General features: G+C 57.2%; 10 protein-coding genes. 5 read left to right on the forward strand and 5 right to left on the reverse strand.

What is annotated here, in order from left to right; translation table 11 throughout:
* Positions 1 to 35: 35 nt before the first annotated feature.
* The 3 genes from ABLV52_RS20700 (at position 36) to speD (ending at position 3,053) form a co-directional block, all read left to right on the forward strand.
* Entirely contained in the window at positions 36 to 1,226 is a 1,191-nt protein-coding gene (locus ABLV52_RS20700) for an FKBP-type peptidyl-prolyl cis-trans isomerase N-terminal domain-containing protein (RefSeq protein WP_348890903.1), read from the forward strand.
* 147 nt (positions 1,227 to 1,373) lie between these two features.
* Positions 1,374 to 2,234: a polyamine aminopropyltransferase gene (gene speE / locus ABLV52_RS20705; protein WP_004204376.1), complete on the forward strand. Its 861-nt coding sequence runs from the start codon at positions 1,374 to 1,376 to the stop codon at positions 2,232 to 2,234.
* 24 nt (positions 2,235 to 2,258) lie between these two features.
* Positions 2,259 to 3,053, forward strand: a complete 795-nt coding sequence (gene speD, locus ABLV52_RS20710) for an adenosylmethionine decarboxylase (protein WP_004204375.1) — start codon at positions 2,259 to 2,261, stop codon at positions 3,051 to 3,053.
* A gap of 154 nt (positions 3,054 to 3,207) precedes the next feature.
* Here the strand turns inward: speD and yacL are convergent, their stop codons facing one another.
* Both yacL and acnB read right to left on the reverse strand, forming a co-directional pair.
* On the reverse strand, positions 3,208 to 3,570 hold the full coding sequence (gene yacL, locus ABLV52_RS20715; RefSeq protein WP_004204373.1) for a protein YacL: 363 nt from the start codon (positions 3,568 to 3,570) through the stop codon (positions 3,208 to 3,210).
* A 187-nt stretch (positions 3,571 to 3,757) separates the two neighbouring features.
* Positions 3,758 to 6,355, reverse strand: a complete 2,598-nt coding sequence (acnB, locus tag ABLV52_RS20720; protein ID WP_121936398.1) for a bifunctional aconitate hydratase 2/2-methylisocitrate dehydratase — start codon at positions 6,353 to 6,355, stop codon at positions 3,758 to 3,760.
* 431 nt (positions 6,356 to 6,786) lie between these two features.
* On the opposite strand from acnB, the gene ABLV52_RS20725 reads away from it, so the two are divergent.
* A complete protein-coding gene (locus ABLV52_RS20725; RefSeq protein ID WP_348890891.1) occupies positions 6,787 to 8,421 on the forward strand; it encodes a DUF3300 domain-containing protein in 1,635 nt (544 codons plus the stop codon).
* An 11-nt stretch (positions 8,422 to 8,432) separates the two neighbouring features.
* Positions 8,433 to 9,239 (forward strand): DUF2950 family protein, encoded by an 807-nt coding sequence (locus ABLV52_RS20730; RefSeq protein WP_050533880.1) that lies wholly within the window; start codon positions 8,433 to 8,435, stop codon positions 9,237 to 9,239.
* A gap of 44 nt (positions 9,240 to 9,283) precedes the next feature.
* Here the strand turns inward: ABLV52_RS20730 and ABLV52_RS20735 are convergent, their stop codons facing one another.
* The 3 genes from ABLV52_RS20735 to aceF all read right to left on the reverse strand — a co-directional run bounded on the left by ABLV52_RS20735 (position 9,284) and on the right by aceF (position 13,262).
* Complete coding sequence (locus ABLV52_RS20735) at positions 9,284 to 9,568, reverse strand: hypothetical protein (RefSeq protein ID WP_023291998.1); 285 nt, start codon at positions 9,566 to 9,568, stop codon at positions 9,284 to 9,286.
* Between the two features lie 164 nt (positions 9,569 to 9,732).
* Positions 9,733 to 11,157 carry a dihydrolipoyl dehydrogenase gene (gene lpdA, locus ABLV52_RS20740; protein WP_002888731.1) on the reverse strand — a complete coding sequence of 475 codons (1,425 nt, stop codon included), beginning with the start codon at positions 11,155 to 11,157 and terminating at the stop codon, positions 9,733 to 9,735.
* Positions 11,158 to 11,363: 206 nt separating this feature from the next.
* Positions 11,364 to 13,262: a pyruvate dehydrogenase complex dihydrolipoyllysine-residue acetyltransferase gene (aceF, locus tag ABLV52_RS20745; protein ID WP_032453848.1), complete on the reverse strand. Its 1,899-nt coding sequence runs from the start codon at positions 13,260 to 13,262 to the stop codon at positions 11,364 to 11,366.
* Between the last annotated feature and the right edge of the window lie 10 nt (positions 13,263 to 13,272).

Below are 13,272 nucleotides of genomic sequence, written 5' to 3' on the forward strand. Positions count from 1 at the left end.
ACCAGGTCAAAGCCCTTAACGCCGACAAACAGCCGTTGGTCAACCGGCTGGCGGCAGCGGAAAAAGAGAAGCAGACCGCTCTCGACCAGGTCAAAGCCCTTAACGCCGATAAGCAGTCGCTGGCTAACCGGCTGGCGGCGGCGGAAAAAGAGAAGCAGACCGCTCTCGACCAGGTCAAAACCCTTAACGCTGATAAACAGCCGCTGGTCAACCGGCTGGCAGCGGCGGAAAAAGAGAAGCAGACCGCTCTCGACCAGGTCAAAGCCCTTAACGCCGACAAACAGCCGTTGGTCAACCGGCTGGCGGCGGCGGAAAAAGAGAAGCAGACCGCCCTCGACCAGATCAAAGCCCTTAACGCCGATAAGCAGTCGCTGGCTAACCGGCTCGCCGCGGCGGAGAAAGCGCCATCGAGCCGCGCCGATGCCGCCGTGGCGGCAAAAGATGAGCCCCCCGAGATGGCGGCCATAGTGGCGGCCTATCGCCTGCAGGCGGACAAAGATAACGCCCAGCTGCGGATGAAAGAGGATGAAATCCAGCTGCTGCGGACGCAGCTGACGGTCCCGCCGAGAAATACCACCGGCAAAACCGCCGCCAAACTCAGCGCGCCAGGTGAACAGCAGGCTTACGCCATCGGCGCCTCGATGGGTACAGAGGCGCTTAACGTCCTCACGACTCGTCGCACTCAGGGAGTTAACGTCGACGCTGGCCTGGTGCTGCAGGGCATCGAAGATGCTTTCAGCGGCCAGCTTCGCCTCGGCGAACAGGCGCGTAACAAAGCGCTGTTTGACATTTCACAGCAGGTTTTCCAGAACCTGAATAAAATCGAGCAGAAAAACATCAGCGCCGGTCAGAAATACCAGCAGGCGTTTGCGCGCAAAAAAGGTGTGGTCTTCAAAGAGGGCGTCTACAGCCGTATCGATTACCCAGGTAAAGGAAAAATTAGCGGCAACGATCTGGTGACCGTGGTGATCAAAGAGATGCTGACGGACGGAACGGTGATCAATGATATGGAGACGAAAGATCAGGCGCTTACCCAGAAACTGGATGCCTATCCCCCGGTATTTCGCGGGCCGCTGAAGCGCCTGCAGAACCACGGCTCCGTGACGCTGGTCGTCCCGCCCGACAAAGCCTATGGCAGTAAAGGGTTGCCACCGAAGATCCCCCCAGGCGCCACCATGGTCTATTCCGTGCGGATAGTGGATAGCCAACCCGCGCCGGTAAAATAGCCCTGTCTCCCCACCGCCCTCTCCGGGCGGTGCTGTTATTCCTGCCGCATTGCTGCAATAACCGCCGTGCATCCTCATCTATAGTTGTCTATGATGTTGCACTCGTTTTACGGGTGTAACAGATGTTAACGAAGGAGGAGCCTCACCGTGGCCGATAATCCACTGTGGCATGAAACGCTGCATGACCATTTTGGTCAGTACTTTAGCGTTGATAACGTGCTGTACCACGAAAAAACCGATCATCAGGATCTGATCATCTTTGACAACCGCGCCTTTGGCCGGGTGATGGCGCTGGATGGCGTCGTGCAAACCACCGAACGCGATGAGTTTATCTATCACGAAATGATGACCCACGTGCCGCTGCTGGCTCACGGCAACGCCAAGCATGTCCTGATCATCGGCGGCGGCGATGGCGCGATGCTGCGCGAAGTCTCTCGTCATCGCAGCATCGAAAGCATCACCATGGTGGAAATCGACGCCGGGGTGGTCTCATTCTGCCGCCAGTACCTGCCCAACCATAGCGCCGGCGCCTATGACGATCCGCGCTTTACGCTGGTAATTGATGATGGCGTCAATTTTGTTAACCAGACGACGCAAACGTTTGATGTGATCATTTCGGACTGTACCGACCCTATTGGCCCGGGGGAAAGCCTCTTCACCTCGGCTTTTTATGAAGGCTGCAAACGCTGCCTGAATCCGGGAGGGATTTTCGTTGCGCAGAACGGCGTCTGCTTCCTGCAGCAGGATGAAGCGGTCGGTAGCCATCGCAAACTGAGCCACTATTTTCGCGACGTCAGCTTCTACCAGGCGGCGATTCCGACCTATTACGGCGGGATAATGACCTTTGCCTGGGCGAGCGACAACGAGGCGCTGCGCCATCTTTCCAGCGAAATCATTCAGGCGCGCTTTCACAAAGCCAACCTGACCTGCCGTTACTACAATCCGGCAATCCATACGGCGGCCTTCGCCTTACCACAATATCTGCATGATGCTCTGTCCGCACCGTGAAGCGAAATAAGGGGGTGAACTAAATTGAAAAAATTGAAGCTGCACGGCTTTAACAACCTGACCAAAAGCCTGAGTTTTTGTATCTACGATATCTGTTACGCCAAAACGGCAGAAGAGCGCGACGGCTACATCGCCTATATCGACGAACTTTATAATGCCAATCGCCTGACAGAGATCCTGAGCGAAACCTGCTCTATTATTGGCGCTAATATCCTGAATATCGCCCGCCAGGATTATGAACCCCAGGGCGCCAGCGTGACCATTCTGGTAAGCGAAGAGCCCGTCGACCCGCGGCTTATCGACCAGACCGAACACCCCGGCCCGCTGCCTGAAACCGTGGTCGCCCATCTCGATAAAAGCCATATCTGCGTGCATACCTATCCGGAGAGCCACCCGGAAGGCGGCCTGTGCACCTTCCGCGCCGATATCGAAGTCTCTACCTGCGGGGTTATTTCACCGCTCAAAGCGCTGAACTATCTGATCCACCAGCTGGAATCGGACATTGTGACCATTGACTACCGCGTGCGCGGCTTTACCCGCGACATCAATGGGATGAAGCATTTTATCGATCATGAAATCAACTCAATTCAGAACTTTATGTCTGACGATATGAAGTCGCTGTATGACATGGTCGACGTCAACGTTTATCAGGAAAATATCTTCCATACAAAAATGTTGCTTAAGGAGTTCGACCTTAAGCATTACATGTTCCATACCCGACCGGAAGAGTTGACCGCTGAAGAGCGCAAGGTCATTACCGACCTGCTGTGGAAAGAGATGCGCGAGATTTACTACGGCCGCAATATTCCTGCCGTGTAATGCCTCAAATGCCCGGCGGCGCTTTTGCTTGCCGGGCCTGGGTTCTGCGCCGGCTGGAAGCGGGGAAAGGTACTCGTCGCGACCGGAGATGTGCCCTGCGCACGCGACGCTTAGCCGGGCTACGGTTTTCCGCAGCCCGGCGCACAACGAGTCATCAACGCTGCTGCATAAACTCACGATAGGCGGCAACCACCTGCAGGAAATCCTCAACACCGCACAGAGAGAGGCTTTCTTCGTCGTAGTAGCTCATCCCCTCCTCGATTTCGTCGCCGGAAAATTCCAGCTGATTGGCGCGGATCATCACCTCTTCGCCATCCAGCCACAGCGTATATTCATGTCCGGCACGCTGCCAGGAACGTTCACTGCCTTTCACGGTGCGCGCAGCCTGCTCCACTTCGTCAAGCAGAGCAAGATTGTCTTTCACCTCCTCGTTGAACCAGTGGCCAATCGCCTCGTGATCCATCGACATTCGCACCTTTACCACTCCGGTAATATCGCGCAGAAATTCGTAGTCCATCGTCTTTTCCTCTGCAAGGGCAATGCGTCACCGCTGCACTGTACCCATGGAGTAATTATCGCAGCAGACCGAAAGAAAAAAAGCGTAACAGGCAGGAGGTTTGGAAATAAAAATGCCCGGTGATGCAATGTTCACCGGGCATTGGGGAGTTTGTAGCCAAACGGTCAGCCAGGCTGACCGACTGGTTTTACACCGCGGTCTGGAAGATCACGCCGTCAGCTTTTTCAGTGTACTGATCCAGCTGGTTGAAGTTCAGATAGCGATAGGTATCTTCCGCTGTCTTATCCACCTGCGCCACGAAGGTCTGGTACTCTTCCGGCGTCGGCAGTTTACCAAGCAGAGAAGCCACCGCTGCCAGCTCGGCAGAGGCCAGATAGACGTTAGCGCCGGTACCTAAACGGTTCGGGAAGTTACGGGTAGAGGTGGAAACCACCGTCGCACCGTCGGCGACGCGCGCCTGGTTACCCATACACAGGGAACAGCCAGGGATTTCGATACGCGCCCCGCTCTTACCAAATACGCTGTAGTAACCTTCTTCGGTCAGCTGCGCGGCGTCCATACGGGTTGGCGGCGCCACCCACAGGCGAGTCGGCAACTGGCCTTTGTGGCTGTCCAGCAGCTTACCGGCGGCACGGAAGTGGCCGATGTTGGTCATGCAGGAGCCGATGAACACTTCGTCGATTTTCTCGCCCTGTACGTCAGACAGCAGGCGGGCATCGTCCGGATCGTTCGGCGCGCACAGAATCGGCTCTTTGATATCCGCCAGATCGATGTCGATCACTGCCGCGTATTCCGCGTCAGCATCGGCTTCCAGCAGCTGCGGATCCGCCAGCCATTTCTCCATGCCCTGGATACGACGCTCCAAGGTACGGCGGTCGCCGTAGCCTTCGGCGATCATCCACTTCAGCAGGACGATGTTGGAGTTCAGATACTCAACGATCGGCTCTTTGTTCAGCTTGATGGTGCAACCTGCAGCAGAACGTTCAGCGGAGGCATCGGTCAGCTCGAACGCCTGCTCCACTTTCAGATCCGGCAGACCTTCAATCTCAAGGATGCGGCCAGAGAAGATGTTTTTCTTACCTTTCTTCTCAACGGTCAGCAGGCCCTGCTTGATGGCGTACAGCGGGATCGCGTGGACCAGGTCGCGCAGCGTAATGCCCGGCTGCATTTTACCTTTGAAACGCACCAGCACCGATTCCGGCATATCCAGCGGCATCACGCCGGTCGCGGCGGCGAAGGCCACCAGACCAGAGCCCGCCGGGAAGGAGATACCGATGGGGAAACGGGTGTGGGAGTCGCCGCCGGTGCCCACGGTATCCGGCAGCAGCATGCGGTTCAGCCAGGAGTGGATCACGCCATCGCCCGGACGCAGCGAGACGCCGCCGCGGTTCATAATGAAGTCCGGCAGAGTATGATGCGTGGTGACGTCAACCGGCTTCGGATAGGCCGCAGTGTGGCAGAAGGACTGCATCACCAGGTCAGCGGAGAAGCCCAGGCACGCCAGGTCTTTCAGTTCATCACGGGTCATTGGACCGGTGGTGTCCTGAGAACCGACGGAGGTCATTTTCGGCTCGCAGTAGGCGCCCGGGCGGATACCGGCAACGCCGCAGGCGCGGCCAACCATTTTCTGCGCCAGAGAGAAGCCGCGGGTGCTTTCCGCCACGTCTTTCGCCTGACGGAAGACTTCGCTGTGCGGCAGACCCAGCGCTTCACGTGCTTTGGTGGTCAGGCCGCGACCGATGATCAGCGGGATACGGCCGCCGGCACGGACTTCGTCGATCAGCACATCGGTTTTCAGCTCGAAGCTGGCCAGCAGTTCGTTGGTCTCGTGATTACGCACTTCGCCTTTGAACGGGTAAACGTCGATGACGTCGCCCATGTTCAGGTTTGACACATCCACTTCGATAGGCAGCGCGCCCGCATCTTCCATGGTGTTGAAGAAGATTGGCGCGATTTTGCCGCCCAGGCACAGGCCGCCGCCGCGCTTGTTCGGCACGTTCGGGATATCGTCGCCCATAAACCACAGCACCGAGTTGGTGGCCGATTTACGTGAAGAGCCGGTCCCGACCACATCGCCGACGTAGGCCAGCGGGTAGCCTTTCTGCTGCAGGGCTTCGATCTGTTTGATCGGGCCAACCACGCCCGGCTGATCCGGTTCAATGCCTTCGCGGGCGTTTTTCAGCATCGCCAGGGCGTGCAGCGGGATATCCGGACGCGACCAGGCATCCGGCGCCGGAGACAGGTCATCGGTGTTCGTTTCGCCAGTGACCTTGAAAACGGTAACGGTGATTTTCTCTGCCAGCTGCGGGCGGTTCAGGAACCACTCAGCGTCGGCCCAGGATTGCATAACCTGTTTAGCGTGCTCGTTACCCGCTTTCGCTTTCTCTTCCACGTCGTAGAAGTTATCGAACATCAGCAGAGTATGGGACAGCGCTTTCGCGGCAATCGGCGCCAGTTTCGCGTCGTCCAGGGCATCGATCAGCGGGTGGATATTATAACCGCCCTGCATGGTGCCCAGCAGTTCAACGGCTTTTTCAGGGGTAACCAGGGGGGAGGTCGTTTCGCCTTTGGCGATCGCGGCAAGGAATCCAGCTTTAACATAGGCGGCTTCGTCGACGCCCGGCGGTACACGGTTAATCAGCAGGTCTAACAGGAATTCTTCTTCGCCCGCAGGCGGGTTTTTCAGCAGTTCTACCAGCGCGGCCATTTGGGTTGCATCTAAGGGTTTGGCAACAATCCCCATGGCGGCACGCTCAGCTACGTGCTTACGGTATTCTTCTAGCACGACGGTTCTCCTCGCTTCTCATTGTCATAATGCGGCCTACACCTCTTCAATCAATCTGCTTCGGTATTGGCAGTTTGCCGCCTTGACGCATCTTGAAGGATTTAGTGGCTGGGCGATTTTCTTCACGCTCCTGTGAGACAGCAGTTTGTAGGGTAAATGCCCGATACCGCGTCGGCAGCATAGCAGGATTTTTGAAAGGTGTTAATCTGTTTACAAAAAAGCAACATTAAAATTTAGCTGAATCGTTAAGGGCAGGATATTGCAGGCTTTCTGTTCAAATCCCGCGACAAAAATTCCTTTCCGCGTACAACGCCATGGGCCGATCCCAACAATCATCAATAAAAAGCCATACCGCTTACTTATACTCAGCAAACGCGCCGTTTTCGCCGATACTTTAGCGAGATGGGTTACTTTTTGGGTCAGGAGCTTCTATGTCACTGCCGTTCAAACCCCATATTATCGCCCTGCTCTGTAGCGCTGGCTTACTCGCGGCGGCGGGAACACTCTATGTGCAAAGCCGTACTCCAGAGACGGTCACTCAGCCGACGGCGCAGCCTGCGCCAGCGCCAACGCCAGCCGCACCCGCCGCCGCGGAGCCGGTGGCCGCCACCTACACCCAGGCGCAGATTGACCAGTGGGTTGCCCCCATCGCGCTCTACCCGGACAGTCTGCTGTCGCAGGTGCTGATGGCTTCCACCTACCCGGACAACGTCATGCAGGCGGTGCAGTGGTCCCAGGATAACCCCACCATGAAAGGGGATCCCGCCGTTCAGGCAGTTGCCAGCCAGCCATGGGATCCCAGCGTCAAATCGCTTGTCGCTTTCCCTGCCCTGCTGGCGATGATGGGCGAGAATCCGCCCTGGGTGGAAAATCTGGGTAATGCGTTTTTGGCCCAGCCGCATGATGTGATGGACGCGGTGCAGCGCCTGCGTGCCATCGCCCAGGAGACCGGGACCCTGAAATCCACGCCGCAGCAAAAAGTGATTGTCGCCGCAGCGGCGCCTGTGCCGGCCACCACTTCGAAAAGCAGCACCGTATCAACGTCAAGCACTACCGCGGCGGCGCCTGCGCCGACGCAGGTCATAAAAATAGAACCGACCGACCCGCAGGTGGTCTATGTTCCCAACTACAACCCCTCCACCGTCTATGGTACCTGGCCGAACAGCACCTATCCTCCGGTCTATCTGCCGCCCCCTCCCGGGGAGCAGTTTACCGATAGCTTCGTCAAAGGCTTCGGTTACAGCCTGGGCGTGGCGACCACCTGGGCGCTGTTCAGCAGCATCGACTGGGATGATGATGATGACTACCACCATCACGATGATGACTACCACCGCGGGGATTACTCGCATAATGGCGATAACATCAATATCAATGTGAATAATTTTAACCGCATTACCGGACAAAACCTGCCGGGCGACCACGTAAACTGGCAGCACAATCCCGCCTATCGCGGTCACGTGCCATACCCCGATAATACCGTCGCCCAGCGCTTTCATCAGACCAACGTATCCGGCGGACTGAGCGCGACCCAGCATGCGCCGGTCGATCGTGAGGCGCAGCGCCAGGCGGCAATGACCCAGCTTCAGCAGCGCAGCGCGTCGACCGCCACGGCAGGCAACCTGGCGGCAAACACCCCCTCGCGCGATGCCCAGCGTCAGGCGGCCTCGGCGCAGTTGAAACAAGCCACCCAGCGCAGCAACTACCGCGGTTACGACAGCGCGCCGACATCAACCCAGCAGCGTCGAGACGCGGCGAAAGCGCAGTTGAAAAACCCGACGCCGCAGCAACAGCAGCGTAGGGAAACCATTAAGAACCACGAGCAGAATGCTACACCGCAGCAGCAACAGCGCCGGCAGCAGCTCCATTCCGCCACGCCCGCCCAGCGTCAGCAGACGGTCAATCATCTGCGCGCCAGCGCCCTTAGCGGCAACGAAAGCCGCGCCCCCTCCTGGCAAGCGCAGCAGGAACGGGGACGACAGAGTCGTCAGTTTTCCGGCGTAAACCGCGAGCAGCGCGACGGCGCCAGAGAGCGTCTTTCTGAACACCATGAACTACGCCGCCGCTGAGGATGAGCAGAATGAGAAACCCATTACCTATTGCCCTGTTCACGTTAATGCTGTCACCACTTGCCGCCTTCGCCCAGCAGCAATATGCCACCCCCGAGCAGGCCGCGAGCGCGCTGGCCGAGGCGATCGGCCAGCAAAATGACGCGGCGCTGAGCGAGGTGCTTGGCGATAACTGGCAGCATTTTTTACCCCCCGACGGGATCGACCCCACGGCCGTCGACCGCTTCCAGCGCGACTGGCAGGTGAAACATGTGATTGTGCAGCAGGGTGATAACGCCTGGCTCGACGTTGGTAGCGAAGCATGGCGCCTGCCCGTCCCCATCGTCAAATCATCCCAGGGCTGGCGCTTTGATATGGCCGCTGGCGAAGAGGAGATCCTTACCCGCGCTATTGGCCGTAATGAACTGTCGGCAATAGCCGCCATGCACGCCTACGTTGACGCCCAGCAGGATTACTATCAACTGAACCACCACTGGGCGCAGAAAATCATCAGTAGCGAAGGCAAAAAAGATGGTCTGTACTGGCCCACCTCGCCGGGCGAAGCGCCAAGTCCGCTTGGGCCCGCCTTTAGCCCGACGGTACCCGGCAGCGGCTACCATGGCTACCGCTTCCGCATTATCACCGGTAGAGATGAGCAGAGCGTCGCCTTGCTGGCATGGCCGGTGGCGTGGGGGGAAACTGGCGTGATGAGCTTTATGATCGATCAGCACGATACGGTTTATCAGGCCAATCTCGGTGAAGAGAGCGCGGCAAAGGCCCAGGCGATAACGCGCTTTGCCCCCGACGCTGACGCCGGTTGGCAGGTGGTCAAGCCATAAAAAAACGCCCGGTTACGTATACGCAACCGGGCGTTTTCATTCACTTAGCCCTGGTGGGGCATCAGAGACGGATCGCCGGCAAAGGCTGGTTTCGTACTGGACAATGCCGCTTCGTCAGCGCTGATGCTGCCGGAATTCGCCGCCCATACCCCTTCACTGGTCTTCGTCACCTGCTGATGCTGGGCATTCAGATCCTGGCCCATCGCCGCGATATGGGTCGTTTCCGTGCCGCCGCTGTTATCCGCCCACGGAATCGTGGCGTCAGCCGCGCAGGCTACACCGGATAAGCACGTTGCTGCGACCAGCGCAGTGGTTAAAAAGCGTTTCATCACACACCTCATCGATATCATTAACTACCTATAAGTTTACTGAGTGACTATTTACAAAATATGTATGAGGTGTAGCGGTTTATGAATAGCGACACAGTTCTAAACATCAGGCATAAAAAAAGCGGCTCCGGGAGCCGCTTATGCTTTTTGCCTGAAAGAAAAAGTTACTTTTTCTTCGCTTTGGCGTTCGGCAGGTCGGTGATGCTGCCTTCGAAGACTTCTGCCGCCAGGCCAACAGACTCGTGCAGAGTCGGGTGAGCGTGGATAGTCAGCGCGATGTCTTCAGCGTCGCAGCCCATTTCGATAGCCAGGCCGATCTCACCCAGCAGCTCGCCGCCGTTGGTGCCGACAATCGCGCCGCCGATAACACGGTGGGTCTCTTTGTCGAAGATCAGTTTGGTCATACCGTCTGCGCAGTCGGAAGCGATAGCGCGGCCGGAAGCCGCCCACGGGAAGGTGGCGGTTTCGTAGCTGATGCCTTTCTCTTTCGCTTCTTTCTCCGTCAGGCCGACCCATGCCACTTCTGGCTCGGTGTAGGCGATGGACGGGATCACTTTCGGATCGAAGTAGTGTTTCAGGCCGGAGATAACTTCTGCGGCAACGTGACCTTCATGTACGCCTTTGTGCGCCAGCATCGGCTGACCGACGATATCGCCGATAGCAAAGATGTGCGGCACGTTGGTGCGCATTTGTTTGTCAACGCGGATGAAGCCACGATCGTCCACTTCCACGCCCGCTTTGCCTGCGTCGAGGTTTTTACCGTTCGGTACGCGGCCGATAGCCACCAGTACGGCGTCGTAACGCTGTGCTTCCGCTGGCGCTTTTTTGCCTTCCATGGAAACGTAAATACCGTCTTCTTTCGCTTCAACGGCAGTCACTTTGGTTTCCAGCATCAGGTTGAATTTCTTGCTGATGCGTTTAGTGAAGACTTTCACCACGTCTTTATCGGCCGCCGGGATAACCTGGTCGAACATTTCAACCACGTCAATCTCTGAACCCAGCGCATGGTATACGGTACCCATTTCCAGACCGATGATACCGCCGCCCATGACCAGCATGCGTTTCGGTACGGATTTCAGCTCCAGGGCGTCGGTGGAGTCCCATACGCGCGGATCTTCATGCGGGATAAATGGCAGTTGAATCGGACGGGAACCCGCCGCGATGATGGCGTTGTCGAAGTTGATCACGGTTTTGCCGTTTTCGCCTTCCACTTCCAGGGTGTTAGCGCCGGTGAATTTACCCAGACCGTTAACCACCTTCACTTTACGCCCTTTGGCCATGCCAGCCAGACCACCGGTCAGCTGAGTGATGACTTTTTCTTTCCAGGTGCGGATCTTGTCAATATCAGTTTTCGGTTCGCCGAAAACGATGCCGTGTTCGGCCAGCGCTTTCGCTTCTTCGATAACTTTTGCCACGTGCAGCAGCGCTTTAGAAGGGATACAACCCACGTTCAGGCACACCCCACCGAGGGTGCTGTAACGTTCTACGATGACGGTTTCCAGACCTAAATCAGCGCAACGGAAAGCTGCAGAGTAGCCTGCAGGACCTGCCCCAAGTACCACGACCTGAGTTTTGATTTCAGTACTCATCATGACCTCTGTAATTTATATCCGGCGGGTCTGACGCTATTATTCTTACGCCCAAGTCCACCGGGACGTTCTATCCGCGTGTATTTTACAAAATTGTTAACAATTTTTAAACAACAAACGGCAAACGATTTTGTCCTTTGTTGCTGATAATCCCAAACAGCCTGAGGTTATCAGAAAAAAGCCGGCCGTCAGGCCGGCTTTTTCGATTACATCACCAGGCGGCGAATGTCGCTCAGGGTGTTGTTGATGATGGTAATGAAGCGGGCACCATCAGCACCGTCGATCACGCGGTGGTCGAAGGACAGAGAGATCGGCAGCATCAGACGCGGCACGAACTCTTTACCATTCCATACCGGCTCCATCGCGGACTTAGACACGCCGAGGATGGCCACTTCCGGCGCGTTAACAATCGGCGCGAAGTGGGTCGTACCCAGGCCGCCGATGCTGGAGATGGTGAAGCAACCGCCCTGCATTTCGCCCGCCGTCAGTTTGCCATCGCGCGCTTTCTTCGAGATGGTGGTCAGCTCACGAGACAGCTCGGTGATGCTCTTCTTGTTCACGTCTTTAAAGACCGGAACCACCAGACCGTTCGGGGTATCAACCGCCACACCGATGTTGATGTATTTCTTCAGCGTCAGGCGCTGACCATCTTCGGAGAGCGAGCTGTTGAAGCGCGGCATCTGCTCAAGCGCAGCGGCCACAGCTTTCATGATGAAGACAACCGGGGTGAATTTCACGTCCAGTTTACGCTTCTCAGCTTCGGCGTTCTGCTGCTTACGGAACGCTTCCAGATCGGTGATATCGGTTTTATCGAAGTGGGTAACGTGCGGGATCATGACCCAGTTACGGCTCAGGTTAGCACCAGAGATTTTCTGGATACGGCCCAGCTCCACTTCTTCGATTTCGCCGAACTTGCTGAAGTCAACCTTCGGCCATGGCAGCATGCCCGGGATACCGCCGCCAGCGGCAGCCGCCGGTGCGGATTCAGCGCGTTTAACGGCTTCTTTCACGTAGGCCTGAACGTCTTCGCGCAGGATACGACCTTTACGGCCGGTGCCTTTCACTTTCGCCAGGTTAACGCCGAACTCGCGGGCCAGGCGGCGAATCAGCGGAGTCGCGTGAACGTAAGCATCGTTTTCAGCGAATTCGGTTTTGCCTTCTGCTTTCGCAGCCGGCGCCGCGGCAGGCTTAGCGGCCTGAGCCGGTGCAGCAGCCGGTGCCGGTGCAGCAGCCTGAGCCGGAGCGGCGGCAGGCGCAGCGCCTTCCACTTCGAAGACCATGATCAGGGAGCCGGTTTTGACTTTATCGCCGGTGCTGATTTTGATCTCTTTGACGGTGCCCGCGAACGGCGCCGGCACTTCCATAGACGCTTTGTCGCCTTCGACGGTGATCAGGGACTGCTCTGCAGCCACTTTATCGCCGACTTTCACCATTACTTCAGTGACTTCAACTTCGTCGCCGCCGATGTCCGGGACGTTAACGTCTTTCGCGCCGGCAGCAGCAGCCGGTGCCGCGGCAGCCGGAGCGGCAGCCTGTGCCGGAGCGGCCGCAGGCGCAGCGCCCGCGACTTCGAAGATCATGATCAGGGAGCCGGTGGACACTTTATCGCCGGTGTTGATTTTGATCTCTTTCACGGTACCCGCGAACGGCGCCGGTACTTCCATAGAGGCCTTATCGCCTTCTACGGTGATCAGGGATTGCTCAGCGGCGATGGTGTCGCCCACTTTAACCATGATCTCGGTGACTTCAACTTCATCGCCGCCGATATCCGGGACGTGAACTTCTTTCGCTGCCGCGGCGGCGGCTGGCGCAGCAGCGGCCGGAGCGGCTTCTTTCTTCTCTTCCTGCGCAGGTGCAGCGGCTGCTGCACCCTCGGCGGAATCGAAAATCATAATCAGTTTGCCAGTCTCGGTTTTGTCGCCGACGGAGACTTTAATCTCTTTCACGACGCCAGCCTGCGGAGACGGGACTTCCATAGAGGCTTTATCGCCTTCTACGGTGATCAGCGACTGTTCAGCTTCTACTTTGTCGCCAGGTTTGACCAGGATCTCGGTGATTTCAACTTCATCAGCCCCGATGTCCGGTACTTTGATTTCGATAGCCATTATTCTTTTA

Origin of the sequence: Klebsiella sp. GB_Kp056 (genome assembly GCF_040064755.1) — a bacterium.
Lineage (GTDB): Bacteria > Pseudomonadota > Gammaproteobacteria > Enterobacterales > Enterobacteriaceae > Klebsiella > Klebsiella quasipneumoniae.

Bases quoted from the DNA above. Each gene is read 5' to 3' on its own strand.
- yacL (WP_004204373.1), bottom strand. From the start codon at position 3,570: ATGGACTACGAATTTCTGCGCGATATTACCGGAGTGGTAAAGGTGCGA.
- ABLV52_RS20725 (WP_348890891.1), top strand. From the start codon at position 6,787: ATGTCACTGCCGTTCAAACCCCATATTATCGCCCTGCTCTGTAGCGCT.
- ABLV52_RS20730 (WP_050533880.1), top strand. From the start codon at position 8,433: ATGAGAAACCCATTACCTATTGCCCTGTTCACGTTAATGCTGTCACCA.
- ABLV52_RS20735 (WP_023291998.1), bottom strand. From the start codon at position 9,568: ATGAAACGCTTTTTAACCACTGCGCTGGTCGCAGCAACGTGCTTATCC.
- lpdA (WP_002888731.1), bottom strand. From the start codon at position 11,157: ATGAGTACTGAAATCAAAACTCAGGTCGTGGTACTTGGGGCAGGTCCT.
- aceF (WP_032453848.1), bottom strand. From the start codon at position 13,262: ATGGCTATCGAAATCAAAGTACCGGACATCGGGGCTGATGAAGTTGAA.